Origin of the sequence: Micromonospora sp. NPDC047074, assembly GCF_040643815.1 — a bacterium.
Classification (GTDB): Bacteria; Actinomycetota; Actinomycetes; order Mycobacteriales; family Micromonosporaceae; genus Micromonospora.
Map to the genome: position 1 here is coordinate 1 of NZ_JBEYVB010000060.1, position 26,253 is coordinate 26,253.

Genomic DNA, 26,253 nt, shown 5'->3' on the forward strand with positions numbered 1-26,253 from the left:
GGCCATCGAACTCTCCCGGGGCAGCACCGTGTCCGGGGACCGGTCGACCTTGGCGGCGGTGTCGTAGATCAGCAGCCGGGCGCACTCGATCTCGGGTCGGCCGCCCCGGCCAGCTCCAGCGCGGCCCGGATCGCCGCACCCGCCTCGGCCACGACCGCCCCGGACCGGGCGGTTGCCGGCGCGCGGGCGGGGTCGGCGGTGACCCGCCCCTGCCGGTCGACCCGCAGCCCGGCCGCGCCCGCGTGGGTCACCGCGGCGGCGAGCCGGGCCCTGGCCACGCCGAGCCGGCCGGCGAACTCGGCGAGCACCTGGTCGGCCTCGACCAGCGCGGGGCGGACCGTCATCAGCTCGGTGCGCAGCGCCGCTAGGCGGGCCCCAGCGGCGTCGGCCGCTCCGCCCGACCAACCGGCCCGCAGCACGGCCGCGTCGGCGGCCAGCTCGCCGGCCCGGCGCGCCACCGGCTCGGACAGCCCGCACCAGGCCGACCCGGCGGCCCGCCACGCCCCGGGATCGGCCGCCCAGAGCTGTCGGTAACCGACATCCGTCGCCCGGTCGGCCGGGTGCGCCGGCCGCCCGACCGGGGTGCCCCCGCCCACCGCCGGTGGTGCCGGCGCGGTCACCGGGGCAGGGCGGCGAGCCGGCCGGCCGCCCGGTCGTCCGCCGCCTCGTAGGCCCCGGCGGCCGCCCGGACCGCCCCGGCCGTCCCGGCCACCCGGGCGCCGAGGCCGCCCAACCAGGCGTGCACGGCCGACTCCAGACCGGCGAGGGCCGCCGCGGCCGACCACTCCGGTGCGGGCAGCACCAGCCCCGGCACGCCGAGCAGGCCGTGCCCCAGCCGGTACGCGTCGTCGTCGAGCCCGCTCGCGCCCCGGCGCAGCGCGTCGGGCCGTACGGTCAACGGCTCCTCGGTCATCCTCGACTCCCCCCGCTTCGCGGAAACTTCGACGGCCGCGACGCTAGGCGTCGTCGGAACCCGCGTGCGCGGCCTGTGGACGACGCCCCGCCCGGGGTACGCCCCGGTTGTCCACAGGCGTTGCCCCGCCCGGTGTCGACGGCTAATGTGCCGCCCCCCGCGCCGGTAGGGTGGGCCCGTGATCGTCGCTGTCGGCATCGACGTCGTCCTGGTCGACCGGTTCGGCCGGGCGCTGGAACGGACGCCGCTGCTCGCCGACCGGCTCTTCACGGAGGCGGAACGGTTCACCCGCGCCGGCAACCCGCGCTCGCCGGAGTCGCTGGCGGCCCGGTTCGCGGCCAAGGAGGCGGTGGCCAAGGCGCTCGGCGCCCCGGCCGGGCTGAGTTGGCACGACTGCGAGATCGTGCCGGACCCGCACGGCCGTCCCTGGCTGACCGTCTCCGGTTCGGTCGCGGCGGCGGCCGTCGAGCGCGGGATCGACCGCTGGCATCTGTCGTTGTCCCACGACGGCGGGATCGCCTCGGCGATGGTGGTCGCGGAAGGATGATCACGCGCCGGGTCTTCGGCGCGTCGGGAGACGGACGGGACGGGGTGGCATGAGACCGGTGTGGCGGGTCGCGGACGTACGCGCGGCGGAGGCGGGCCTGATGGCCACGCTCCCGTCCGGGACGCTGATGAGGCGGGCGGCCGCCGGGCTGGCCCGCCGCTGCGCGCTGCTGCTCGCCGACCGGGGCGGGGTCTACGCCGGGCGGGTGCTGCTGCTGGTCGGAACCGGTGACAACGGCGGCGACACGCTCCTGGCCGGCGCGCACCTGGCCCGCCGGGGAGCGGCCGTGTCGGCGCTGCTGCTGAGCCCCGGCCGGGCGCACGCGGAGGGGTTGGCCGCGCTGCGGGCCGCCGGCGGGCGGATCGTCGACCGGCCACCGGCGACGGTCGACCTGGTGCTGGACGGCATCGTCGGGATCGGCGGGCGCGGCGGGCTGCGGGACACCGCCGACCAGCTCGCCGCCAGCCTCGTGCGGCACCACGGGCGCGACGGCGCCCCGGCCACGGTGGTCGCGGTGGACGTGCCCAGCGGGGTCTCGGTCGACACCGGGGACGTGCCGTTGACCGCCTCCGGGCGGCCGAGCGCGGTGCGGGCCGACGTGACGGTGGCGTTCGGCGCGCTCAAGCCCGCGCTGGTGGTCGGCCCGGCGGCCGCGCTCGCCGGCCACGTGGAACTGGTCGACATCGGATTGGAACCGTGGCTGCGGGGCAGCCCGGCGCTGGGCGTGACCGAGTGGTCGGACGTCGCCGACTGGTGGCCCCGGCTCGGCCCGGCCTCGGAGAAGTACACCCGGGGCGTGGTGGGCCTCGCGACCGGGTCCGCGACCTACCCCGGCGCGGCCGTGCTCTCCGTCGCCGGGGCGCTGGCCGGCCCGACCGGCCTGGTCCGGTACGCCGGCTCGGCCCGGCCCGACGTGTTGCGCCGCTATCCGTCGGTGATCGCGACCGGTCGGGTGGCCGACGCCGGCCGGGTGCAGGCGTGGGTCTGCGGCTCCGGCCTGGGCACCGGCGCGGACGCGGCCGGGGAGCTGCGGGCGGTGCTCGCCGCACCCGTGCCGGTGGTGCTCGACGCGGACGCGTTGACCCTGCTGGTCGACGGCTCGCTCGCCGAGCGGCTGCGCACGCGGGACGCCCCGATCGTGGTCACCCCGCACGACCGGGAGTTCGCCCGGCTCTGCGGGGAGGAACCGGGGGCCGACCGGGTGGGCGCCGCGCTGCGGCTGGCCGCCTGGATGAACGCGGTGGTGCTGCTCAAGGGCGACCGTACGGTGATCGGCACGCCGGACGGCCGGGCGTACGTCAACCCGACCGGCACCCCCGCGCTGGCCACCGGGGGCACCGGCGACGTGCTGGCCGGGTTGCTCGGTTCGCTGCTCGCGGCCGGGCTGCCCCCGGAGCGGGCGGCGGCTGCCGCCGCGTACCTGCACGGGCTGGCCGGCCGCGAGGCCGCCCGGGGCGGGCCGGTCACGGCACCCGACGTGGCCGAGGCACTCCGCCCGGTCGTCGCCCGCCTCGGCTGACGTCGGGCTGTGCCCGTCCGTGCCGGCTTCGGCCCTGTCGTCCGGGTCCGCCCCGGGGCGATCCGGCAGGGCTGTCCGGGCCGGCCCCGGGCGTGGCGGCGGGCGCGGAAAGTAGGCTGGGGGCATGTGGCAGGCCGAAGTACGCGTGGACCTGGACGCGATCCGTGAGAACGTGAGCCGGCTCCGGGCCGGCACCACCGCCGAGCTGATGGCCGTGGTGAAGGGCGACGGCTACGGCCACGGCATGATCCCGGCCGCCCGGGCGGCGCTCGACGCCGGAGCGGACTGGCTGGGGGTCTGCACGCTGGACGAGGCGCTGACGCTGCGCCGGGCCGGGCTCACCGCGCCGGTGCTGGCCTGGCTGCTCGCGCCCGGGCTGCCGTTGCACGAGGGCGTCGCCGCCGGGGTGGACCTCGGCGTCGCCAGCCTGCCCCAGCTCGACGAGATGGTCGAGGCGGCCCGCGCCGCCGGCCGGCCGGCCAGCGTCCATCTCAAGATCGACACCGGGCTCGCCCGGGGCGGCGCGACCGTCGCCGACTGGCCCGCCCTGCTCGACGCCGCCGCCAAGGCACAGGCCGACGGCCTGGTCGAGGTGACCGGGGTGTGGAGCCACTTCGTCTACGCGGACTCGCCCGGCCACCCGACCATCGACCGCCAGATCGCCGTCTTCCACGAGGGCCTGGGCATGGTCGAGCGGGCCGGCCTGCGGCCCCGCTACCGGCACCTGGCCAACTCGGCCGCCACGCTGACCCGGCCGGACACCCACTTCGACCTGGTCCGGCCGGGGCTGGCCATCTACGGGCTCTCCCCGGTGGTCGGCGAGCGGCACGGGCTGCGCCCGGCGATGACCGCCCGGGCGAAGGTGATGCTCACCAAACGCGTTCCCGCCGGCGTCGGTGTGTCGTACGCGCACACCTACACCACCGAGCAGGAGGCCAACCTCGCGGTCGTGCCGCTCGGCTACGCCGACGGGGTGCCCCGGCACGCCTCGAACAGCGGCCCGGTGCAGCTCGGCGGCAAACGCCGGACGATCTCGGGCCGGGTCTGCATGGACCAGTTCGTGCTCGACTGCGGCGACGACCCGGTGGCCGCCGGGGACGTGGTCACCCTGTTCGGCAGTGGCGTCGACGGCGAGCCGACCGCCGACGACTGGGCCGAGGCGGCCGGCACCATCAACTACGAGATCGTCACCCGGTTCGGCAGCACCAGGGTGCCGCGCGTCTACGACGGCGAGCGTCCGTGACGTCCCGTTCCCGGATTCCGCTGCCCCGGTCCGGGCCCGCCAGGGCCGCCGTCGGCGCGCTGGCCGCGGTGGGGGTGGCCGCCGCCGGGCTCGCGGCCGGCGTCGCCACCGAGCGGGCGCTGATCCGCAAGCTCAAGTCCGACCCCACCGACCGGTACGCCGGGGAGGTCTTCGACGAGCAGCGGTACGACGAGTCGTTCCGGCTGGAGATGCCCGACGGCACCGACATCCACGTCGAGGTGGTGGAGCCGACCCGCCCCCGCCCCGGTGCACCCACCGTGGTGCTGGTGCACGGCTTCTGCCTGGACATGGGCACCTTCCACTTCCAGCGCAAGCTGCTCGCCGAGCGGGGCGAGCACCGGATCGTCGCGTACGACCAGCCCGGGCACGGCCGGTCCGGGCGGCTGGAGACCGGCGAGTACGACCTCACCGCGCTCGGCCGGACGCTGCGCGAGGTGATCGACCGGGCCGCGCCGGAGGGGCCGCTCGTGCTCGTCGGGCACTCGATGGGCGGGATGACCATCATGGCCTTCGCCGAGCTGTTTCCAGAGCTGTTCGGCGACCGGGTCGTGGGCACCGTGCTGATGGCGACCTCGGGCGGCCTGCTCGCCGAGACGAAGCTGGTGGCGCCGGCCATGCTGGGCCGCGTCGGCACGCCGGTGCTCTACATGGTCGGCAACGTCACCCGCTACGGCGGCCCGGTGATCGACCGGGCCCGCAGGTCCACCACAAACGTGGCCTGGCTGCTCACCCGCAAGTACGGCTTCGGCACCCGCCACCCCAGCCCGGCGCTGGTGTCGTACGTCGAGACGATGAACTCGCGCACCTCCGCCGACACGGTGACCCGCTACCTGCGGACCCTGGCGACACACTCCCGGTTCCCGGCGCTCGCCGCGCTGGCGGACACTCCCGTGCTGGTCGTGGTCGGCGACAAGGACATGATCACCCCGGTGACGCACTCCGAGGAGATCGTCCGGCGGCTGCCGCACGCCGAGTTCGTCAAGATCTCCGACAGCGGGCACGTGGTGATGCTGGAGCACGCCGACGAGGTCAACGAGGCGCTCATCCGGTTCCTGGAGGCGCTGTGAGCCAGGAGAACGAGGCGTCGTGAGCCACGTGGTGAAGCTGCCGACGGTCGACGACACCCACGAGTTCGGGCGGCGGCTGGCCGGGCTGCTGCGCGCCGGCGACCTGCTGCTGCTGACCGGGCCGCTCGGCGCGGGCAAGACCGCGCTGACCCAGGGCGTCGGGGCCGGGCTCGGGGTGCTCGGCGACATCACCTCGCCCACCTTCGTGATCGCCCGGGTGCACCGGCCGGACCCGGCGCGCGGCGGCACGGTGGCGCTGGTGCACGCCGACGCGTACCGGCTGGGGGACGCGGCCGACCCGCGCGCCGAGATCGACGACCTCGACCTGGACGCCTCGGTGGACGACTCGGTGACCGTGGTGGAGTGGGGCGAGGGCCTGGTCGAGCAGTTGGTCGACGCCCACCTGCGGGTACGCATCGACCGGCGCGACGACGACACCCGGGTGGTCGAGCTGGAGCCGGTCGGCGGCGACTGGGCACGGCGACTGACGGCACTGCGCTGAACCGGGCGGCGCCGGTCCGCCGGCTCCGCGCCTCGTGACCGGGGTCGCGCGGCGCGGAGTGTCGGGCGGCGGCTAGGGCTGGAGCGGCATCGTCCAGCAGTTGGAGCCGGCGGTCCGGCCCGCGAGCCGGTCCGTCAGCCAGGACACGGCGTCGCCCTGGTCGGTGATGAGCGGGACCAGGTGGTTGGTGAGGATCTTGTCCCCGAGGTTCGGCAGGCTGACGGCCTCGTAGGTGACGTTGCCGCCCTTGCGGCACCAGTCCACGGCCAGTTGGCGGGCCTGCCGGTGCGGGACGATGTCGTCGTGGACGCCGGTCGCCAGGCGTACCGGGCCGGCGGGCTTGAGGTTGCCGATGCGCTGCCGGTCGAGGGCCGCCTTCGCCTCGGGGGAGGCCGCGATGATGTCGCCGAGAGACCGGCCGCTGTTGGTCCACCTGGTGCTGTTGGCGAAGCCGTAGCTGAAGAGCACGTCGCCGACGCACATGGTCGACATGTCCTTCAACGCCGCCCGGCCGGTGGGGTTGATGTTCGTCTCGACGACCTCGCGCAGAGCCGGGTCGGACTGGGCGAAGCCGTTCATCGACCAGCCCAGCGCACCCGCCAGGGCGCTGCCGTCGATGCCCTTGATGACCGAGGTCAGGTCGGCCGGCGGCGCGCCGACGTAGGTGCCGGCCAGGGGCACCTCCGGTGCGTAGCCCGGCTGTAGTTCCGCGGCGGCGGCGCTGGCGCCACCGCCCTGGCTGTAGCCGTACAGGCCGACGCGCGAGTCAGGGGTGACCGTCGCTCCCGGCACGGCCCGCGCGGCGCGGGCCGCGTCCAGCAGGGCGTGGCCCTGGTCGAGGCGGTTGACGTAGGTGTGCAGCCGGTCGGTCGCGCCCAGGCCGACGTAGTCGGTGACGACGACGGCCGAGCCGGTGGCGAGGATGCGGTAGATGGCCAGGGCCTCGTAGCCGACCGAGACGGTGTCGCCGCGCAGGGTCAGCGGAAACTGCAGCGCCATCGAGGGCGCGCACTGGTCGCCCTGCCCCATGGTCCCGGAGGCGACGGCCACCAGCGGGCGCGGGCCGGTGCCCCGCCACGCCGCCCACGGCTCGATGTAGGCGCCGGTCACCCCGACGGGCTGGCCGTTGGAGTCGGTGGACCTGTACATCAGCCGGGTCGCCGTGCCCGGCATCGGGCGGCCGTCCAGCCCCGGGATGCTCAGGCCGAGCGGCAGGGGCTCGTGGCGGATCAGCGTGCCGTTGGCGGCGGGCAACTCGGCGGGTGGGTGGTAGAAGGCGGGAATGGTCACTCCGCGGGACACCACGGGTTCCGCCTCGGCGGCGGAGGCGGGTGCGCCGGACACGCCCAGACAGGCGGCGGCTGCCACCGCGACGGCCAGCACCCGCACGCTGGCGGGCCGTTGCCGGCGGTTGGCGGAAGGCACCCGGTGCGCGGTGCCGGGGACGGGACGGGAACGGGGAATCCTGCGGCTCACAGAACACTCCTCGTGTGCATGGATGGAGGTGAATGCAAGCTAGCAGCGCCCGCGCGTGGGCGTAACTCGCCAGTAAGTTACGCTACGGTAACTTTTGGGAGCGCTCCACGATGGACTCCCGCCGCCGAGGTCGGTGTCATCCGCTGTCGGTCGCGACTGGTAGGAAGGTGGCGATCGACTACGAAAGGTTGCCGATGCCCGACGACGCCCCCACCCTGGACCTGCTGGCACTGCTGCCGGAGGAATGGCGTGCCGTGCTCAACCCGCACCTCGACCCGGCCCGCACCGCCGAGCTGGCCGCGTTCGTCGCGGGGGAGTATTCGACCCGCACCGTCTTCCCGCCGGTCGAGGATCTCTTCTCGGCCTACCGGCTCTGCGCGCCGGCCGACTGCCGGGTGCTGATCCTCGGCCAGGACCCCTACCACAAGGCGGGGCAGGCGCACGGGCTCAGCTTCAGCGTGCGGGAGGGCGTGAGCGTGCCGCCGTCGTTGCGCAACGTCTTCAAGGAGTTGGGCGAGGACCTCGGCGTGGCCAAGCCGCGCGGCGGCAACCTCAGCGGCTGGGCGGCCCAGGGCGTGCTGCTGCTCAACGCCGTGCTCACCGTCCGCGAGGCGACGCCCGGCTCGCACGCCAACCGTGGCTGGGAGGAGTTCACCGACGCCACCATCCGGGCGCTCGACGCGCTGGACTCCCGGGTGGTCTTCCTGCTCTGGGGCGGCTACGCGCGGAAGAAGGCCGCCCTGGTCACCAACCCGCGGCACGTGGTGCTGGAGGCGGGGCACCCGAGCCCGATGAACCCCCGCGGCTTCCTGGGCAGCCGCCCGTTCAGCGCGGCCAACAAGGCGCTCGCCGACGCCGGCCTGCCCACCGTCGACTGGGAGCGCACGGCGGGCTGACAGCTCCGCACTTTCGCGGTCACGACGCGCTGACCGTCCGTTGTAGCCTGTGCGTCGAGCGGTCGGCGAGCCGGGAGGCGGCGATGGCGGCGACGGTCAGCGAAGAGCGGTGGCGGGTGGCGCGGACGGCGCTGGCGGACCAGACGGGCCGCTTCCTCGACCTGGTCCGCGCCACCCCGCCCGAGGCGATGGCCACCGCCCACTGGTCGGTGGCCGACACGCTGGCCCACGTGGGCTCCCTCGCCTGGTACTACGTGTGCCTCGTGGACCCGGAGCACCCGCCCCTGCCGGTGCCGGGTCTGCACCCGCAGCTCCCCGACGTCACCGTCGACACCGTGGCGGACTTCAACGACGTGCTGCTCCGGCACCTCACCGAGCGGGAGCCGCAGGCCCTGGCCGACCGGTTGCGGGCCGACGTCGGGCAGCTCCTGGCCGCCTGCGAGCACCGGCGCCCCGACGAGACGGTGCCCTGGCTCGGCGGGGCCCGGGTGCCCCTCGCCGGCCTCTGCGCGCACCTGGTCAACGAGCTGCTCATCCACGGTCGCGACGTCGCCCGCGCCACCGGGCGCCCGTGGCCGATCCCGGGCCGCGACGCCGCGCTGTTCATGGAGCTGTTCCTGGCCGGGGTGGTCCGGCACGGCTACGGGCGGCTGATCGACGGCGGCGCGCCGCCGAGCGAGCGCCCCGTCGTGGTCGAGTTCGGCTCGGCGTACGCGGCCCCCGTCCGGCTCCTCCTGCACCGGGGGCGGATGACGTTCGCCGACCCCGGCGCCCGGCCCGACGCCCGGATCGTCGACCACCACCCCGGCACGCTCAACCTGGTGATGTTCGGCCGGGTCAGCCGCACCCGGGCGGTGCTCACCGGGAAGGTGCGCGTCAGCGGACGACGCCCGTGGCTGCTGCCCGGCTTCCTGCGGAAGTTCCGCACCCCGAGCTGATCCGCACCCGTGGGCCCGGCGTGGCACGGGGTGTCACCGGGGGTGACGGCGGGACGGCTAGGCTGGCTTACCGTGCTCGTACTGGTGGTGGACAGCTCGACCCCCGCGGTGACCGCCGCGCTGGCGGAGGTCACGGCGGACGGCGTGGCGATCCGGTCGAGGCGCTGCACCGTCGACGCCCGCGCCCACGGCGAGCTGCTCGCCCCGCAGGTCGACGCCGTGCTCGCCGACACCGACGCCCGCCCGGCCGACCTGGGCGCGATCGTCTCCGGCCTCGGCCCCGGCCCGTTCACCGGGCTGCGGGTGGGGCTGGTCACGGCCGCCACCATGGGCCAGGTGCTGGGCGTCCCGACGTACGGCGTCTGCTCGCTGGACGCCATCGGCCACCCGGCAGCCGCCGGCGAGCCGGTGCTGGCGGCGAGCGACGCGCGCCGCCGGGAGATCTACTGGGCGGTCTACGACGGCGCGGGCCAGCGGATCGTCGGGCCGGAGGTGTCCGCGCCGGCGGTCGCCGCCGAGCGGGCCCGCGGCCTGGCCGTCACCGTCGCGGTCGGCGACGGCGCGCACCGGTACGCGGACGCGCTCGGCCTGCCCGTGCGGGCCGAGCCGCGCTACCCGGATCCGGGCGTGCTCGCGGCCCTGGCCGCCGAGCGGATCCGGGCCGGCGCCCCCGGCGAGGTACTCACCCCGCTCTACCTGCGCCGCCCCGACGCGGTCGCGGCGACCGCCCGCAAGCCGGTCCTGCCATGAGGTTGCGGCTGGAACGGTTCCGGTGGTGGCATGTCGACGAGGTGCTGCCCATCGAGGCGGACCTGTTCGGCGCCGAGCAGTGGTCGGCGGCCATGTTCTGGAACGAGCTGGCCAACGGGCACTTCTACGTGGTCGCCACCGACGACGACGGCACGGTGCTCGGCTACGCCGGGCTCGCCACCGCCCCGCCCGACGAGGCGTGGGTGCAGAACGTCGCGGTGCGCCGGGACGCCCAGCGGCGCGGCGTCGGCCGCCTGCTGCTGGAGGCGTTGCTCACCGAGGCGGCCCGGCTCGGCGCCCGCAGCACCCTGCTGGAGGTCGCGGCGGACAACGCCCCCGCCCAGAAGCTCTACGCGACGTACGACTTCGAACCGATCGGCGTACGGCGTGGCTACTACCAACCGAGCAACACCGACGCGCTGGTCATGCGGCGCACCCAGGATGTGAGCGATGGCTGACGAACCTTTGGTCCTCGGCATCGAGACCTCCTGCGACGAGACCGGGGTCGGTATCGTGCGCGGGCACACCCTGCTGGCCGACGCGCTCGCCTCCAGCGTCGAACAGCACGCCCGGTTCGGTGGCGTGGTGCCCGAGGTGGCCAGCCGGGCCCACCTGGAGGCCATCGTGCCGACCATGGACCGGGCGTTGAAGCAGGCGGGGGTGACGCTCGCCGACATCGACGCGATCGCGGTCACCTCCGGCCCGGGGCTGGCCGGCGCGCTGCTGGTCGGGGTGGCCGCCGCGAAGGGCTACGCGCTCGCCGCCGAGAAGCCGGTCTACGGCGTCAACCACCTGGCGGCGCACGTCGCCGTGGACACCCTGGAACACGGCCCGCTGCCCGAGCCGGCGATCGCCCTGCTGGTCTCCGGCGGGCACTCGTCCCTGCTCCTCGTCGACGACCTGGCCCGGGGCGTCACCCCGCTCGGCGCCACCATCGACGACGCGGCCGGCGAGGCGTTCGACAAGGTGGCCCGGCTGCTCGGGCTGCCGTTCCCCGGCGGCCCGTACGTCGACCGGGAGGCCCGGGCCGGCGACCCCGCCGCCATCGGCTTTCCACGCGGCCTGACCGCCGCCAAGGACCTCGCCGCCCACCGCTACGACTTCTCCTTCTCCGGGCTGAAGACGGCGGTGGCCCGCTGGGTCGAGGCGCGGCAGCGGAACGGCGAACCGGTGCCGGTCGCCGACGTGGCCGCCTCCTTCCAGGAGGCGGTCTGCGACGTGCTGGTACGCAAGGCGCTGGACGCCTGCCGGGCCAGCGGCATCGAGACGCTGGTGATCGGCGGGGGCGTGGCGGCCAACTCCCGGCTGCGGGCGATGGCCGAGGACCGTGCCGCCGCGCACGGCATCCGGGTCCGGGTGCCCCGTCCCGGCCTCTGCACGGACAACGGCGCGATGGTCGCCGCCCTCGGCTCGCACCTGGTCGCCTCGGGTGTCGCGCCGAGCCGGCTGGACCTGCCCGCCGACTCCGCCATGCCGCTGACGACAGTCAGCGTCTGAACCCCGAGGATGGCTGACGTGATCGTGCGGATGTGGGAGGCCCGGGCGGAGCCGTACGGCGTCGCGGACCTGATCACCTGGGTGTGCGACACCGCGCTGCCGGAGTTCGAGCACGACCCGATGCACCTGTCCAGCGAGGTGTTCTCCTCCACCGACCACCGGGTGGTGGTCGTCTCCAAGTGGCGCAGCAACCCACGTCCCCTGCCGGAACCGCCGGCGACGCTGCTGGCCCGCCCGCCGCACTCCTGGGACTTCACCCAGGTCGACCGCTGAGGCGGGCCGGGCGACGCACGGCGGGCGGCTACCCGACGCGCCGCCGGGCAGAGCGCCGGGAGACCGGCGTGAGCTGGGGCACCTCGCCGCGGTAAATGGTTGGCGGGCCGGTCGGGCCGCCACCTAGCGTCGGTGGGCCATGCGTTTCTCACCGGCCGGGGACCCCGGCGTACCCGACACCCGCTCGGCGACCCGCTACCTGGTGTGGCTGGCCTGGCGGCACAAGGTGCTGCTCACCGTCGCCATCCTGCTCGGCGTGCTCTGGATGGTCGCCCAGGCGCTGATGCCGGCGGCCGTCGGGCGGGCCGTCGACGGGCTCACCCGACGGGACGAGGACGCGCTGCTCACCTGGGGGCTGGTGCTGCTGGGCCTGGGCGTGTTCCAGGCGGTCGCGGGGATCCTGCGACACCGCTGCGCGGTGCACAACTTCCTCGGTGGGGCGTACCGGACGGTGCAGCTGACCGTGCAGGCGGCCAACCGGCTCGGCGCCGCGTTGCCCCGCCGGGTGTCCGCCGGCGAGGTGGTGAGCATCGGCACGGCCGACATCAGCCAGATCGGTGCGGCGATCGACATCACCGCCCGGGGCGCCGGCGCGATCGTCGCCATCGTGACCGTGGGGGTGATCCTGCTCGGTGCCTCCGTCCCGCTCGGGCTGGTCGTGGTGCTCGGCGTGCCGCTGCTGATGGCGGTGGTGGGGCTGCTCATCCGGCCGCTGCACCGGCAGCAGCAGGCGTACCGGGACTCGGAGGGGGCGCTGACGTCCCGGGCCGGCGACATCGTCTCCGGGCTGCGGGTGCTGCGGGGCGTCGGCGGCGAGCCGGTGCTCTCCGCCCGCTACCGGGCACGGTCGCAGGCGCTGCGCGCCGACGGCCTGCGGGTGGCCCGGATCGAGTCGCTGCTGGAGGCGGCCCAGGTGCTGCTCCCGGGCGCGTTCCTGGTGCTGGTGACCTGGCTCGGGGCGAAGTTCGCGCTGCGCGGCGAGATCAGCGCCGGGCAGCTCGTCGCGTTCTACGGCTACACCGCGTTCCTGGTCAGCCCGTTGCGGCAGCTCACCGAGGCGGTCGACAAGCTCACCCGGGGGCACGTCGCCGCCCGGCGCGTGGTGCGGCTGCTGCGGCTCGCCCCGGAGCTGGGCGACCCGGCCCGCCCGGTCACCCTGCCGGACGGCCCCGGCGAGCTGGCCGATCCGGCGTCCGGCGTGACGGTGCCACCGGGCCGGTTCACCGCGCTCGCCGCGACCGCGCCCGAGGACGCGGCGGCGATCGTGGACCGCCTCGGCCGGTACGCCGACTCGGACGCGACGCTGCACGGCGTACCGCTGCGCGACGTGGCGCTGGCGACGGTGCGGGAGCGGATCCTGGTGGCCGACAACGACGCGCACCTGTTCACCGGCCCGCTCCGCGCCGAGCTGGACCCGCACGACCGGGCCGACGAGGCGGCGGTCGCCGCGGCGCTGACGGTGGCGAGCGCGACGGACGTCGTCGAGGCCCTGCCCGCCGGCCTGGACAGCGCGGTCGCCGAGCGCGGACGGGAGTTCTCCGGCGGCCAGCAGCAGCGGCTGCGGTTGGCCCGGGCGCTGGTCGCCGATCCCGAGACCCTGCTGCTGGTCGAGCCGACCAGCGCGGTCGACGCGCACACCGAGGCCCGGATCGCCGACCGGCTCGGCGCGGCCCGCACGGGCCGCACCACCCTGGTCTGCACCACCAGCCCGCTCGTGCTGCACCGTGCCGATCACGTGATCTTCGTGGAGGACGGCAAGGTGGTGGCCGAGGGATCGCACACCGCACTGCTCGACGGCGAGGCGCGCTACCTCGCGACGGTCAGCCGGGGGGAGGACTGATGGCCGCCGCGCTACCGGTCGCCGACGCGCGCCAGGTCCGCCGCTACGCCCGCACGCTGGTCCGCCGGCATCCGAGGGCGCTCGGCGTCGCGCTGGGACTGCACGCCCTCGCCGCCGCGGCCGGCCTGGTCGCGCCGCGGCTGCTCGGCGACCTGGTGGAGGGGATCTCCCGGGGTACGAGTGGCGTCACCGTCGACCGGATCGCCCTGCTGATCGGCGGGTTCGTGCTGGCCCAGTCGGTGCTGGTGCGGTTCGCCCACCTGGCCTCGGCCCGGCTCGGCGAGCGCGTGCTGGCGGAGCTGCGTGAGGACTTCGTCGACCGGATCCTGGCGTTGCCGCTGGCCACCGTGGAACGGGCCGGCACGGGCGACCTGCTCACCCGGACGTCGCGGGACGTCTCCGCGCTGTCCCGGACGGTCCGGTTCGCGGTGCCGGAGACGCTGATCGCCGTCGTGACCGGCTGCTTCGTCGTCGCCGCGCTGCTGCTGGTCGACCCGCTGCTGGCGGTGCCCTGCCTGGTGGCGGTGCCGCTGCTGTGGGCCGGCACCCGCTGGTACCTGCGCCGCGCCCCGGCCGGCTACCTGCGGGAGAACGCCGCCTACTCCGACATCACCGACGGGATCAGCGAGACCGTCGAGGGCTCGCGGACCACCGAGGCGCTGCGGCAGCAGGCGCGCCGCCGGGCCCGCGTCGACGCCGACATCCGCCGGTCGTACGCGGCCGAGCGCTACACCCTGCGGCTGCGCACGGTGTTCTTCCCCGTGGCCGAGATCGGCTACGTGTTGCCGGTGGTCGCGACGCTGCTCGTCGGCGGCTGGTTCTACCTGGAGGGCTGGGTGAGCCTCGGCGAGGTCACCGCCGCCACGCTCTACGTGCAGCAACTGGTCGACCCGGTCGACCGGCTGCTCTCCTGGCTGGACGAGTTGCAGGTCGGCGGCGCCTCGATGGCCCGCCTGCTCGGGGTGGCCGACGCCGACCCGCCGGCCGGTACCGCGACCGGGGCCGGGGCGTCCGCACCGGCCGGGACCGGCTCCCCGGTGCGGACCGGGGACCGGCGGGTGGCCGCCCGCGACGTCCGGTACGCGTACCGGGAGGGGCGGGACGTGCTGCACGGGGTGACCCTGGTGCCGGAGCCGGGGGAGAAGCTGGCCATGGTCGGCCCGTCGGGCGCCGGCAAGTCCACCCTCGGCCGGCTGCTCGCCGGGGTGCACGCGCCCCGCTCGGGCTCGGTCACCGTGGCCGGGCGGCGGCTCGACGAACTGCCCCTGGCCGAGCTGCGGACGCACGTCGCGCTGGTCACCCAGGAGCACCACGTCTTCATCGGCACGCTGCGGGAGAACGTGGCGATGGTGCGGCCCGGCGCCGACGAGACGGCCGTCCGGTCGGCGCTGGCGGCCGTCGACGCGCTGGACTGGGCCGACGCGCTGCCCGGCGGGCTGGACACGGCCGTCGGCGCCGGCGGGCACCCGCTGTCGCCCGCGCAGGCGCAGCAGCTCGCGCTGGCCCGGCTGGTGCTGGCCGACCCGCACACCCTCGTGCTGGACGAGGCCACCTCGCTGATCGACCCCCGCGCCGCCCGGCACCTGGAGCGGTCCCTCGCGGCCGTCCTGGCGGGGCGGACGGTGGTGGCCATCGCGCACCGCCTCTTCTCGGCGCACGACGCCGACCGGGTCGCGGTGGTGGAGGACGGCCGGATCACCGAGATCGGCTCGCACGACGAGCTGGTCGCCGCCGGCGGCTCCTACGCGGCACTCTGGCGCTCCTGGCACGGCACCGGCTCCTGACGCGCCCCGCGCCGGCACCTGTTTCCGGGTTCGACGGCGTCCCGTCCGTTCGCCGTACCACGATGGTGGGGCGGCAGGCCACTGGTGCGCACCCGGCACCGCGCCCGCCGGTGACGGGGGTGCGACGTGGGCGGTCTCGAACTGGTCGTGGTGCTGGGCGTCACGGTGCTGGTCGGCACCACCCTCGGTGGGCGGTACAGCGTGGCGCCCCCGGTCCTGCTCATCACGATGGGCGCGCTGCTCGCGCTCCTGCCGCCGCTGTCCCACGTGGTGCTGCCACCCGAGGTGGTGCTGCTGCTCTTCCTGCCGGCGATCCTCTACAAGGAGAGCATCACCACCAGCCTGCGCGAGATCCGCACCAACTTTCTCGCGATCGCGCTGCTCGCGGTGGGGCTGGTGGTGGCCACGATGGTCGTGGTGTCGCTCGTCGTCCAGCGGTTCGGCGTCGACCCTGCCGCGGCCTGGGTCCTCGGCGCGGTGCTCGCGCCGACCGATGCCGCGGCCGTCGCCGGGCTGGCCAAGCGGATGCCGCGCCGGATCCTGACCACCCTGCACGCGGAGAGCCTGATCAACGACGGCACGGCGCTGGTGCTCTTCTCCGTCGGGGTGGGCCTGATCGTCGGCGGCACCGAGCCGGGGGTGCTCGGGCTGACCGAGCGGTTCGTCGCCGTGTCGGCCGGCGGTGTCGCCGCGGGCCTGCTGGTCGGCGGGGCGGTGATCCTGATCCGGCGACGCCTCGACGACCCGTTGCGCGAGGGCGCGCTGAGCGTGCTCACGCCGTTCGTGGCGTTCCTGCTCGCCGAACTCGTCCACGCGAGCGGCGTCCTGGCGGTGGTGGTCGCGGGCCTGCTGCTGACGTACGCGGCCCCCCGGGTCATCCGGGCCCGTTCCCGGGTGCTGGCGTTCGGCTTCTGGGATCTCGCCACGTTCCTGATCAACGGCGGCCTGTTCGTGCTCCTCGGGTTGCAGATCCCCCGGGCCCTGCGGGACGTCACCAGCCTGTCGGTGGCCCGGGCGCTGGTCATCGCGGTGGTGGTGACGGGCGTGGTCGTGCTGACCCGGATGGTCTGGATCCATCTGGCCGCGTTCGCCTTCCTCCTCGTCGACCGCCGGGCGGCGCAGCAGGACGAGCGGGTGAACTGGCGGGTGCGGACGGCGATGGGGTGGGCGGGATTCCGGGGGGCGGTCTCCCTCGCGGCCGCCCTCGCGGTGCCGGTGGCCACGTCCACCGGCGATCGCGTGCACGACCGTGACCTGATCATCTTCGCCACCGCCGTGGTCATCCTGCTGACGATGCTGGTCCAGGGCACCACGCTGCCGGCCGTCGTCAACTGGGCGGGGCTGGTCGGGGACAGCCGGCGGCTCGACGAGGTGCGGCTGGCCCGGGTGCGGGCCACCGAGGCCGCGCTGGCGGCGCTGCCCGAGGTCGCCGACCGGCTCGGCGCCGCGCCGGGCGCGGTCGACCGGATCCGGACGGACTACCAACGGCACCTCGACGACGCCCGGTCCACCGATCCGGACCGGTCGGCGGACCAGGAGCAGGACCGGGACCTCGACCGGCGGCTGCGGCTCGCCGTCCTCGAACACAAGCGCCGCGAGATCACCAGGCTGCGGGACACGAAGGAGATCGACGACATCGTGCTGCGCGAGGTGCAGGCGGCCCTCGACATCGAGGAGATCCGGCTGTTGGGGCCGGAGCTCAACGAGTAGCCCGGCCGAGGTCGCCGGGGCGTGCCGGGACTCGGCCGACCGCAGCGTGGACCAGCACGTCGACACTCACCGTGACGAGGCTGTCAGGAGGCCGCCGGTGTCACGGAGAGTGGCTGTTCTGAGTGGTCGGCTGGCTGCGGAAGAAGCCTGTCAGGCCCACCCTGGCCGCTGACCAGCCACTTCTTGGCCCTCCCTGCCGAGCCCGCCACCTTCCCCGCGCTCCCTTTGCTCTGCAGCCACGGACGCACCAGGCACCCTCGGTAACTGGTGCGTCCGTGGCTGCAGAGCAAAGGGAGTGGGGCGGGTTGTCTGTGGCCGGCGGGATGCGGCCCTGTTGATTACCGAGAGTCATGCGGCTCGCCGGTGGCGGCCGGCCGTGGGGACGGCGGCCGGCTGCGGGGACGGCGGCAGCGGGGGCGGCGACCGTGGGCGTTCCGGCCGGTGGACCAGGCCCGGGGGTTCTCTCAGCCGGCGTCGAGGGGGTCGGCCAGCAGCCGATCGAAGGCCAGCTCGGCGGCGCCGATGAGCGCCGCGTCGTCGCCGAGCTTGGGAGTGCGCAGCCGGACGTGTTCCAGGCAGGCCGGCAGGGCGATCGAGTTGAGCCGGCTGCGCACCTGGGCCGCCGCCGCGAGGTAGAGGTCCCGCATGCCGCCGCCGAAGATGACCATCTCCGGGTTGAAGATGTTGACCAGGTTGGCCACCCCGAAACCGAGCCAGTCGCCGGCCTGGCGTACCGCCGTCTGGGCCCGCAGGTCGCCGCGGTCCGCGGCGTCGAAGACGGCCAGCAGCGCGTCGCGGCCGCGGGCGTCGGAGCGGCCGGCCGCGCGGAGCAGTGCGTGCTCGCCGATCTCGGTCTCCCAGCAGCCCCGGGAGCCGCACTCGCAGGGCGCGCCGTCCCGGACGACCACCATGTGGCCGACCTCGCCGCCGTAGCCGCCGTGCCCGGTCAGCCGCCGTCCGCCGGCGATGATGCCCGCGCCGACGCCCACGTCCCCGTACAGGTAGATGACGTTGTCGCAGCCGGCCGCCGCGCCCCGGGTGTGCTCGGCGAAGGCCGCCACGTCGGCCACGTTGCCGACCGTCACCGGCACCTCGCAGCCCAGCTCCGCGCCGAGCGCGGCCCCGATCGGCTCGTCCACCCACCCGGTGGTCGGGCCCAGCCGGACCAACCCGTCGTCACGGCGGACCATGCCGCAGACCGCGACGCCCGCGCCCACGCAGACGGCGTCCGCCGGCACGGCCTGCTGCATCTCCTTGACCGCCCCGGCCAGCAGCGGGGCGGCCTCCGCGGCGGTCAGGCCCCGGGGGCGCTCCAGCTCCCGGCGGTCGAGCACCGCACCGCCGAGACCGATCCGCGCGGCCCGCAGCCGGTCCACCTCGATGCTGTACGCGTACGCGTGTACCCGGTCCGACTCGGGCCGGACGACCAGCGACGGTCGCCCGGCCCGGCCGGTCTCCTTCGGAGCGCCCTCGCTGACCAGTCCGGCGCCGGCCAGGTCGGCGGTCAGCGCGCCGATGGTGCTGCGGTTGAGCCCCAGCGTGGTGGTCAGCTCGGCACGGGTGGTGGCCCCGTGCACGTGCACGTACCGCAGCAACGCGCCCAGGTTCTGCCGACGGATCTCGTCCTGGCTCGGTCCCGCGCGCATCGCCGTCGTCGCTTCCGGTGCGGGGTGGTCAGCGGTTGCCGGTGGCGGTGGAACGCCGGCGGGAGAACGCGTCCACGCTCGCGGCGAGCAGCAGCACCACGCCGGTGACCACGTACTTCACCCCCGAGCTGTATCCCATCAGGCCCATCCCGTTGTCGATGACCGCGACCACCGCGCCACCGAGGACGGCGTCGAGCACCCGGCCCTTGCCGCCGAAGAGGCTGGTGCCTCCGATGACCGCCGCGCCGACCGCGTAGAGCAGTACGTTACTGCCCCCCGTGTTCGGGTCCACCGAGTTGGCCCGGCTGGCGGCGACGATACCGCCGACGGCCGCCATCGAGGAGCAGATCACGAAGACCGAGATGCGGATCCGGTCCACGTTGATGCCCGCGCGGCGGGCCGCCTCCTTGTTGCCGCCGACCGCGTAGACGTGCCGGCCGTAGCTGGTGCGCTGGAGCACGAACGTCCAGAGGACCAGCAGCACCGCGATGATCGGCACCACGATCGGCACGCCCTTGAGCGAGCTGATCAGTACGTTGCGGCTGCGCTCCAGGTTCAGGATGAAGACCGCCGCGCCGAGGATGAGCGCCAGCCCGCCGATCCGGGCGAACACCACCGCGGCCGGGTCGGTGACCAGCCCCCGGGCGGCGCGCGTACGGTGCCGGAGCAGTTGCACGGCCGCGTAGCCGGCGACCGCCACGGCGGCCAGCAGCCAGCCGAGGACGGGGGAGAGGTTGCGGTTGGCGATGGCCACCAGCACCTCGTCGCGGACCGAGATGTTGGTGCCCTCCTCCATCAGCATCAGCACGATGCCCTGGAAGGCGAGGAAGCCGGCGAGGGTAACCACGAAGGACGGGATGCCGATCTTCGCGACCAGGAAGCCGAGGGCGGTGCCGATCGCCACGCCGGTGACGAGCGCGGCGAGCACGGCCACGTACCACGGGTAGCCGAGCACGGTGACGACGTTGGCGAGGATGGCGGCGCAGACCCCGCTGGCGAAGCCGGCGGAGAGGTCGATCTCGCCGAGCAGCAGCACGAAGACCAGCCCCATCGCGATCAGCGTGGTCGCCGCGCCCTGGGTGAACAGGTTGGCGAAGTTGCCGGCGGTGAGGAACGACGGCCGCATGATCGAGAAGACCGTGCAGAGCACGATCAGGCCGAGCACGGCGGGTAGCGCGCCGATGTCGCCGCCGCGTACCCGGCTCACGTAGTTGCGGACGTGGCTGCCGAGGCTGGGCGGCGGTGTGACGGCCGCCGGGCCGTCCTTCTGCACGACGGTGGTGGTCATCGGGCCCCTCCTGAGGTGGTGTCGGCCGGCTCCGCGCCGTGCCCGTTGCCGCCGTTGGCCGGCTCGGCGGCGAGCCCGAGCCCGCCGGAACGACCGGCGGTGATCAGCTCGACCACCTGCGAGTGGGTGATTTCGGTGGTCTTCACCTGGGCGACCATCTGCCCGAGGTAGAGCGCGGCGATCCGGTCGGAGACGGCGAAGACGTCGTTCATGTTGTGCGAGATGAGCACCACGGCCAGGCCGTTGTCGGCCAGCCGGCGGACGAGTTCGAGCACCTGGGCGGTCTGCGCGACGCCGAGCGCGGCGGTTGGCTCGTCGAGGATGACGAGTCTGCTGTTCCAGAGCACGGCCTTGGCGATCGCCACGGTCTGGCGCTGGCCGCCGGAGAGGCTGGAGACGTGCTGCCGCAGCGACTTCACGGTCCGTACGCTCAGCCCGGCTAGGGTGTCGGCGGCCATCTGCTCCATGGTCGGCTCGTCGAGGACGATGCCGCTGCGCTTCTCCCGCCCGAGGAACATGTTCTGCACGATGTCGAGGTTGTCGCAGAGCGCGAGGTCCTGGTAGACGACCTCGATGCCGAGCGCGGCGGCGTCGCGGGGGCTGTTGATGCTCACCGGCCGGCCGTCGAAGAGGAACTCGCCGGCGTCGGTGGGGTGGATGCCGCTGATGCACTTGACGAGGGTCGACTTGCCGGCGCCGTTGTCGCCGACCAGCGCGGTCACCTCGCCCGGGTGGGCGGAGAAGGCGACGTCGCGCAGGACCTGGACGGGACCGAAGCTCTTGTCGATCCCGCGTAGCTCCAGCAGGGGGGTTGCGGACACGGGGGGCTCCTTCAGACGGAGGGGGAGGTCTCGGATCCCGTCCGGCGCGAGCCGCCCGGCACGGGGTCCGTGCCGGGCGGCGTGCGCATGGATCGGGTACGGGTCAGCTGATGCCGGCGTCGGCGCAGAGCTTGGCGTACGCCCCGGCGCAGACCTCGTCCTTGGTGACGTAGCCGTCGGCGATGACGTCCTTGACGTTCTCCTTGAAGATCAGCTTCGGGGTCAGCAGCACCGACGGGACGTCCCGGCCGCCCTCCGGGTCCTTGACCACCTGGCCCGTCTCCTTCTTCTCGCCCTTGGCCACCGCGATGGCCAGGTCGGAGGCGGCCTTCGCCTCCTCCTTGATCGCCTTGTAGACGGTCATGCACTGGTCGCCGGCGAGGATGTTCTGCAGGCCCTGCGGGGTGGCGTCCTGGCCGGTCACCGGGACCTTCCCGTTGAGCTTGTTCTTCTTCAGCACCGAGATGGCCGCGTTGCCGAGACCGTCGTTGGCGGCGAGCACTCCGTCGATCTTGCCGCCGGTCTGGGTGAGCATCTGCTCGAAGATGGTGGCCGCCTGGGCGTTGTCCCACTCCGGAACGTTCTGGTCCGGGCCCTTGGTGTACTCCTTCGAGTCGAACTTCGGCTTGAGCACCGAGTCGTACCCGTTCTTGAAGAGGGTGGCGTTGTTGTCGGTCGGGGAGCCGTTCAGGTAGGCCACGACCGGGTTCTTGGCGCCCTTGTCGGTCAGGCACTTGCTCAGGCCCTCGCCCTGGAGCTTGCCGACGACCTCGTTGTCGAAGCTGACGTAGTAGGTGGCCGAGCCGCCCAGGGTGAGCCGGTCGTAGTCGATCGTCGCGACGCCCTGGGACTTCGCCTTGTCGAGCACGGCCTTGCCGGTGCCGGAGTCCAGGTTGACGATCATGAGGGCGGTCACCCCGTTGGTGATCATCTGGTCGGCGATGGTCTGGAACGCCGACTTGTCGCCCTGGGCGTTCTGGATGTCGTACTGGACGCCGGCGGCCTTGAACGCCTCCTCCAGGAATCTGCGGTCCGCGCCCTCCCAGCGGGCGGAGGACTTGCTGTCCGGCAGGATCACGCCGATCTTCGGAGTCTTGTCGCTGCCGCCGGCCTGGTCACCGCTGCCGGAGTCGTCGCCGCAGGCGGTCATGCTGCCCGTGGCGAGCAGGCCCACGGCGGCGAGGGTGAGGAAGCCCTTGCGCATGTGCAGGGTCCTTTCGGGGGTGGGGGACGATGCGTTTTGTTGTGTCCGGCAACGTATTCCGGGTCACACCGTGGGCACAAGAGAGCCGAGGTGGCGAGTTTGTTGTCGGCGGTAACAATTCAGCAACGTCCCTGACACCTGGCCGCCGCGGGGTGCGGGAGCGCTCTCCCGCCGCCCAGTGCGGTGGCCCAGGTCAGCGGGTGGAGAGCGGGGCCGTGGCCGCCCCGGTCAGCGCCACCAGATCCTGCGGGGCGAGCTGGAGTTGGAGGCCGCGCCGGCCCGCCGAGACGTAGACGGTGGGATGGTCGAGCGCCGACGAGTCGAGCACCGTGGGCAGTCGCCGGCGTTGGCCGAGCGGGCTGATCCCGCCGCGTACGTAGCCGGTGGCCCGCTCGGCCGCCGCCCGGTCGGCCATGGTGGCCCGCTTGCCGCCGACCGCCGTGGCGAGCGCCTTGAGGTCCAGCTCCCCGGTGACCGGCACGACCGCGACGGTCAGCGCGCCGTCGACCTCGGCGACCAGCGACTTGAACACCCGCTCCGGCGGTACCCCGAGCGCCGCCGCGACCAGCGCGCCGTAGTGGGGCGCGTCCGGGGAGACGTCGTACGGATGGGTGCTGTGGGCGATCTTCCGCTTCGTCAGCAGCACCGTCGCCGGGGTGCCCTGTCCCGCCATGACCGACAAGCTAACCCCGGGCGGCGCGACCCGCGAGCCGAAATGCTCGTTACCCGACCGGCCGGCAGACCAGCGCCGTCGGTGCCCCGGCGACCCGGGTCAACACCAGGCTGGCCGCCTCGTCGCCGGCCAGCCGCAGGTCCCGCCGAAGCTTCTCCGGTTCCAGGGCGGACCCGCGCTTGAGGATCTCCACCCGCCCGACCCGGCGCTCCCGCAGCAGCGCCCGCAGCCGCTTGAGCGAGAAGGGCAGCACGTCGGTGACCTCCAGGCAGCGGGCGAACGGCGTCGGCGTCGCCGCGTCCGCGTACAGGTAGGCGATGCTCGGGTCGGCCAGCGTCGCGCCCAGGGTCTCGGCCAGCTCCGCGACCAGGTGCGCGCGGACCACCGCCGGGTCCGGGTCGTACAGGAAGCGGCCGACCGGGCCGACCGGGGCCTCGGCGTCCCCGGAGCCCGTCAACTGATGGCAGGGGACCCTTCCTCCACCGGAGGCGTTGACAGGGGGCCCTTCCTTACCGCGCAGCAGGGTGGCGCGGCGGGGGGTCCCGGCGAGGCCGCCGCACCACAGGGCCGCCTCGACCAGGTCGCCGTCGACGCTCACCCACTCCGCCTCGGCGCCCGCCGGGATCAGCGCATGGTCGATGCCGGGCGCCACCTTCACCACCGTGTGCGGCACCCGCTCGGCCAGCCCGACGACGAAGTCCCAGGGCGGGGAGTACGCGGTCGGGTCGAAGATCCGCCGCCCGGTGCCCGCCTTCCGGCGCGCCGGGTCGCAGAACACCCCGTCGACCCGGCCCACGTCGAACGCCGTGGCGTCGCCGCACTCCACGGTGAACTCCTCGGCCAGTCCGGCCGCCGCGGCGTTCGCGGCGGCCATCGCGGCGGTCAGCGGGTCGGCCTCCACGCCGTACACCCGGATGCCGGCCCGGGCGGCGGCCAGCGCGTCCGCGCCGAGGCCGCAGCCGAGGTCGGCGAGGGTGCGCACCCCGGCGGCCCGTAGCCGGTCGGCCCGCCGCGCCGCGACGACGCCACGGGTGGCCTGCTCCAGGCCGGCCCGGGTGAGGAACATCCCCGCCGCGGCGGGCCCGAACTTGCCGACCGCCCGGCGCCGCAGCTCGGCCTGGGTGAGCGCGGCGGCCGCCAGGCCGGCCGGTAGCCCGGCGGAGCGGAGCGTGGCCGCCGCGGTCAGCGGGTCGCCGCCGGCCACCCGTGCCGCCGCGTCGAGCGCGGCCGACCCCTCGGGCGTACGCAGGGCGGCGAACTGGTCGAGATCCACCCGGCCATTGTGGTCGTCGGGCCCGACGCGCCGGCCGGCGGGTTGGCACTCTCCTTGACGGAGTGCTAGCCGAGGAATAACCTGCGATTAGCACTCTCACCCCGAGGGTGCCAGCTTCCGGGCCCCGTGGCCCGGGCGCTGAACGCCAGGCGGACCGGCACCCGCGACGACGGCCCCGCCCGGTGGCATGTGGCAGATTGACGCTGGTCGGCATGCCGGCCGGTAACGAAACCAAGTACCCGGGAGGGTATGCCCGTGACTACCGCGACCAAGGTTGCGATCAAGCCGCTCGAGGACCGCATCGTGGTCCAGGCGAACGAGGCCGAGACCACCACCGCCTCCGGCATCGTGATCCCCGACACCGCCAAGGAGAAGCCGCAGGAGGGCACCGTCCTCGCTGTCGGCCCGGGCCGGATCGACGACAAGGGCAACCGCGTGCCGGTCGACGTGAAGGTCGGCGACACCGTCCTCTACTCGAAGTACGGCGGCACCGAGGTCAAGTACGCCGGCGAGGAGTACCTGGTGCTCTCCGCCCGCGACGTCCTCGCGGTCATCGAGAAGTAAGCAACCGATCAGTGTCGTCGCCCCGGTCCGGCTCGCCGGGCCGGGGCGACGTCGCTTCGAAGGGACATTCATGGCGAAGATCCTGAGCTTCTCGGACGACGCCCGGCACCTGCTCGAGCACGGTGTCAACGCGCTCGCGGACGCGGTCAAGGTCACCCTCGGCCCGCGCGGGCGCAACGTCGTTCTGGACAAGAAATTCGGTGCGCCCACGATCACCAACGACGGCGTGACCATCGCCAAGGAGATCGAGCTCACCAACCCGTACGAGAACCTCGGCGCGCAGCTGGTCAAGGAGGTGGCGACCAAGACCAACGACGTCGCCGGCGACGGGACCACGACCGCCACCGTGCTGGCCCAGGCGATGGTCCGCGAGGGCCTGCGCAATGTCACGGCCGGCGCCAACCCGGCGGGCCTCAAGCGGGGCATCGACGCGGCGGCCGCCAAGGTCTCGGAGGCGCTGCTCGGCCGCGCGGTCGAGGTCGCCGACAAGGAGTCGATCGCGCACGTCGCGACGATCTCCGCGCAGGACGCCACGATCGGCGAGCTGATCGCCGAGGCGATGGAGCGGGTCGGCCGCGACGGTGTCATCACCGTCGAGGAGGGCTCCGCCCTGCACACCGAGCTGGACGTGACCGAGGGTCTCCAGTTCGACAAGGGCTTCATCTCGCCGAACTTCGTCACCGACGCGGAGGGGCAGGAGTCGGTCCTGGAGGACCCGTACATCCTGATCACCACGCAGAAGATCTCGGCGATCGAGGAGCTGCTGCCGCTGCTGGAGAAGGTCCTCCAGAACAGCAAGCCGCTGCTGATCATCGCCGAGGACGTCGAGGGCCAGGCGCTGTCGACGCTGGTGGTCAACTCGATCCGCAAGACCCTGAAGGTCTGCGCGGTGAAGGCCCCCGGCTTCGGCGACCGCCGCAAGGCGATGCTCCAGGACATGGCGATCCTCACCGGCGCCGAGCTGGTCGCCCCGGAGCTGGGCTACAAGCTCGACCAGGTGGGCCTGGAGGTGCTCGGCACCGCCCGGCGCGTGGTGGTCGACAAGGAGAACACCACGGTCGTCGACGGCGGCGGCCAGGCGAGCGAGGTCGCCGACCGGGTGGCGCAGATCCGCAAGGAGATCGAGGCCTCGGACTCCGACTGGGACCGGGAGAAGCTCGCCGAGCGGCTGGCCAAGCTGTCCGGCGGCATCGCGGTCATCAAGGTCGGCGCCGCGACCGAGGTCGAGATGAAGGAGCGTAAGCACCGCATCGAGGACGCGATCGCCGCGACCAAGGCCGCGGTCGAGGAGGGCACCGTCCCCGGCGGTGGTGCCGCCCTGGCGCAGATCCTGCCGACGCTCGACGACGACCTCGGCTTCACCGGTGACGAGAAGGTGGGTGTCTCGATCGTGCGCAAGGCGCTGGTCGAGCCGCTGCGCTGGATCGCGCAGAACGCCGGCCACGACGGCTACGTCGTGGTGCAGAAGGTCGTCGGCAAGGAGTGGGGCCACGGCCTCGACGCCGCCACCGGCCAGTACGTCGACCTGGCGAAGTCGGGCATCGTCGACCCGGTCAAGGTGACCCGCAACGCGGTCACCAACGCCGCGTCGATCGCCGGGCTGCTGCTCACCACGGAGAGCCTCGTGGTCGAGAAGCCGGAGCAGGCCGAGCCGGCCGCCGGTGGGCACGGCCACAGCCACGGGCACGGCCACAGCCACCAGCACGGCCCGGGTTTCTGACCCTCGCCGTACGAAACGTCGGGGCGCGCCGGCAACGGGCCGGGGGCGCCCGGGCGGGTAGGGGGGGGGGGCGGAGGGGCGCGTGGGG

General features: G+C 74.3%; 25 protein-coding genes. 16 read left to right on the forward strand and 9 right to left on the reverse strand.

The genetic code is table 11. The annotated features are described in order from the left end of the window. Window positions 1-68: 68 nt before the first annotated feature. The gene (locus ABZ809_RS33155) at window positions 69-620 is read right to left on the reverse strand and encodes a hypothetical protein (protein ID WP_357566601.1); all 552 of its coding nucleotides are present in this window, start codon (window positions 618-620) and stop codon (window positions 69-71) included. Continuing rightward, entirely contained in the window at window positions 617-913 is a 297-nt protein-coding gene (locus ABZ809_RS33160; RefSeq protein WP_357566602.1) for a type VII secretion target, read from the reverse strand. The genes ABZ809_RS33155 and ABZ809_RS33160 overlap by 4 nt, the downstream gene beginning before the upstream one ends. Window positions 914-1,091: 178 nt before the next feature. Between ABZ809_RS33160 and ABZ809_RS33165 the strand changes: the two genes are divergently transcribed. The 5 genes from ABZ809_RS33165 to tsaE all read left to right on the forward strand — a co-directional run bounded on the left by ABZ809_RS33165 (window position 1,092) and on the right by tsaE (window position 5,812). Further along, the gene (locus ABZ809_RS33165) at window positions 1,092-1,460 is read left to right on the forward strand and encodes a holo-ACP synthase (RefSeq protein WP_357566603.1); all 369 of its coding nucleotides are present in this window, start codon (window positions 1,092-1,094) and stop codon (window positions 1,458-1,460) included. 49 nt (window positions 1,461-1,509) lie between these two features. Further along, window positions 1,510-2,979 (forward strand): NAD(P)H-hydrate dehydratase, encoded by a 1,470-nt coding sequence (locus tag ABZ809_RS33170; RefSeq protein ID WP_357566604.1) that lies wholly within the window; start codon window positions 1,510-1,512, stop codon window positions 2,977-2,979. Between the two features lie 124 nt (window positions 2,980-3,103). Then, a complete protein-coding gene (gene alr / locus ABZ809_RS33175; RefSeq protein ID WP_357566605.1) occupies window positions 3,104-4,222 on the forward strand; it encodes an alanine racemase in 1,119 nt (372 codons plus the stop codon). Next, window positions 4,219-5,310, forward strand: a complete 1,092-nt coding sequence (locus ABZ809_RS33180) for an alpha/beta hydrolase (RefSeq protein WP_357566606.1) — start codon at window positions 4,219-4,221, stop codon at window positions 5,308-5,310. The genes alr and ABZ809_RS33180 overlap by 4 nt, the downstream gene beginning before the upstream one ends. Window positions 5,311-5,329: 19 nt before the next feature. Then, complete coding sequence (tsaE, locus tag ABZ809_RS33185; RefSeq protein WP_357566607.1) at window positions 5,330-5,812, forward strand: tRNA (adenosine(37)-N6)-threonylcarbamoyltransferase complex ATPase subunit type 1 TsaE; 483 nt, start codon at window positions 5,330-5,332, stop codon at window positions 5,810-5,812. 72 nt (window positions 5,813-5,884) lie between these two features. Here tsaE and ABZ809_RS33190 read toward each other — a convergent pair whose 3' ends face one another. Then, entirely contained in the window at window positions 5,885-7,288 is a 1,404-nt protein-coding gene (locus tag ABZ809_RS33190) for a lipase family protein (protein WP_357566608.1), read from the reverse strand. Window positions 7,289-7,482: 194 nt separating this feature from the next. On the opposite strand from ABZ809_RS33190, the gene ung reads away from it, so the two are divergent. The 9 genes from ung (at window position 7,483) to ABZ809_RS33235 (ending at window position 16,976) form a co-directional block, all read left to right on the forward strand. Next, window positions 7,483-8,184, forward strand: a complete 702-nt coding sequence (gene ung, locus ABZ809_RS33195) for a uracil-DNA glycosylase (RefSeq protein WP_357566609.1) — start codon at window positions 7,483-7,485, stop codon at window positions 8,182-8,184. Between the two features lie 83 nt (window positions 8,185-8,267). Continuing rightward, window positions 8,268-9,122, forward strand: a complete 855-nt coding sequence (locus ABZ809_RS33200) for a maleylpyruvate isomerase N-terminal domain-containing protein (RefSeq protein ID WP_357566610.1) — start codon at window positions 8,268-8,270, stop codon at window positions 9,120-9,122. A gap of 72 nt (window positions 9,123-9,194) precedes the next feature. After that, window positions 9,195-9,872, forward strand: a complete 678-nt coding sequence (gene tsaB, locus ABZ809_RS33205; RefSeq protein ID WP_357566611.1) for a tRNA (adenosine(37)-N6)-threonylcarbamoyltransferase complex dimerization subunit type 1 TsaB — start codon at window positions 9,195-9,197, stop codon at window positions 9,870-9,872. Next, window positions 9,869-10,330 (forward strand): ribosomal protein S18-alanine N-acetyltransferase, encoded by a 462-nt coding sequence (gene rimI / locus ABZ809_RS33210; RefSeq protein WP_357566612.1) that lies wholly within the window; start codon window positions 9,869-9,871, stop codon window positions 10,328-10,330. Before tsaB ends, rimI begins: the two co-directional genes overlap by 4 nt. Further along, window positions 10,323-11,369: a tRNA (adenosine(37)-N6)-threonylcarbamoyltransferase complex transferase subunit TsaD gene (gene tsaD / locus ABZ809_RS33215; protein WP_357566613.1), complete on the forward strand. Its 1,047-nt coding sequence runs from the start codon at window positions 10,323-10,325 to the stop codon at window positions 11,367-11,369. Before rimI ends, tsaD begins: the two co-directional genes overlap by 8 nt. Before the next feature lie 18 nt (window positions 11,370-11,387). Then, complete coding sequence (locus tag ABZ809_RS33220; protein WP_357566624.1) at window positions 11,388-11,642, forward strand: hypothetical protein; 255 nt, start codon at window positions 11,388-11,390, stop codon at window positions 11,640-11,642. A 139-nt stretch (window positions 11,643-11,781) separates the two neighbouring features. Beyond that, window positions 11,782-13,482 carry an ABC transporter ATP-binding protein gene (locus ABZ809_RS33225; RefSeq protein WP_357566614.1) on the forward strand — a complete coding sequence of 567 codons (1,701 nt, stop codon included), beginning with the start codon at window positions 11,782-11,784 and terminating at the stop codon, window positions 13,480-13,482. Next, on the forward strand, window positions 13,482-15,266 hold the full coding sequence (locus ABZ809_RS33230; protein ID WP_357566615.1) for an ABC transporter ATP-binding protein: 1,785 nt from the start codon (window positions 13,482-13,484) through the stop codon (window positions 15,264-15,266). The genes ABZ809_RS33225 and ABZ809_RS33230 overlap by 1 nt, the downstream gene beginning before the upstream one ends. Window positions 15,267-15,392: 126 nt before the next feature. After that, on the forward strand, window positions 15,393-16,976 hold the full coding sequence (locus ABZ809_RS33235; protein ID WP_357566616.1) for a Na+/H+ antiporter: 1,584 nt from the start codon (window positions 15,393-15,395) through the stop codon (window positions 16,974-16,976). A 464-nt stretch (window positions 16,977-17,440) separates the two neighbouring features. On the opposite strand, the gene ABZ809_RS33240 is transcribed toward ABZ809_RS33235, so the two are convergent. The 6 genes from ABZ809_RS33240 to ABZ809_RS33265 form a co-directional block, all read right to left on the reverse strand. After that, window positions 17,441-18,622, reverse strand: coding sequence for an ROK family protein (locus ABZ809_RS33240; RefSeq protein ID WP_357566617.1), 1,182 nt, complete (start codon window positions 18,620-18,622; stop codon window positions 17,441-17,443). A 28-nt stretch (window positions 18,623-18,650) separates the two neighbouring features. Continuing rightward, window positions 18,651-19,910, reverse strand: coding sequence for an ABC transporter permease (locus ABZ809_RS33245; protein ID WP_357566618.1), 1,260 nt, complete (start codon window positions 19,908-19,910; stop codon window positions 18,651-18,653). Further along, on the reverse strand, window positions 19,907-20,731 hold the full coding sequence (locus ABZ809_RS33250) for an ATP-binding cassette domain-containing protein (protein WP_357566619.1): 825 nt from the start codon (window positions 20,729-20,731) through the stop codon (window positions 19,907-19,909). The genes ABZ809_RS33245 and ABZ809_RS33250 overlap by 4 nt, the downstream gene beginning before the upstream one ends. Window positions 20,732-20,834: 103 nt before the next feature. Further along, window positions 20,835-21,935, reverse strand: a complete 1,101-nt coding sequence (locus ABZ809_RS33255; protein ID WP_357566620.1) for a sugar ABC transporter substrate-binding protein — start codon at window positions 21,933-21,935, stop codon at window positions 20,835-20,837. A 193-nt stretch (window positions 21,936-22,128) separates the two neighbouring features. Continuing rightward, the gene (gene ybaK, locus ABZ809_RS33260; RefSeq protein ID WP_357566621.1) at window positions 22,129-22,608 is read right to left on the reverse strand and encodes a Cys-tRNA(Pro) deacylase; all 480 of its coding nucleotides are present in this window, start codon (window positions 22,606-22,608) and stop codon (window positions 22,129-22,131) included. Window positions 22,609-22,657: 49 nt separating this feature from the next. Further along, entirely contained in the window at window positions 22,658-23,881 is a 1,224-nt protein-coding gene (locus ABZ809_RS33265) for a methyltransferase domain-containing protein (RefSeq protein WP_357566622.1), read from the reverse strand. A gap of 249 nt (window positions 23,882-24,130) precedes the next feature. Here ABZ809_RS33265 and groES point away from each other — a divergent pair, with 249 nt between their 5' ends. Both groES and groL read left to right on the forward strand, forming a co-directional pair. Further along, window positions 24,131-24,445: a co-chaperone GroES gene (gene groES / locus ABZ809_RS33270; RefSeq protein WP_088998427.1), complete on the forward strand. Its 315-nt coding sequence runs from the start codon at window positions 24,131-24,133 to the stop codon at window positions 24,443-24,445. Between the two features lie 70 nt (window positions 24,446-24,515). After that, window positions 24,516-26,165 carry a chaperonin GroEL gene (gene groL, locus ABZ809_RS33275; protein WP_357566623.1) on the forward strand — a complete coding sequence of 550 codons (1,650 nt, stop codon included), beginning with the start codon at window positions 24,516-24,518 and terminating at the stop codon, window positions 26,163-26,165. The last annotated feature ends 88 nt before the right edge of the window (window positions 26,166-26,253 follow it).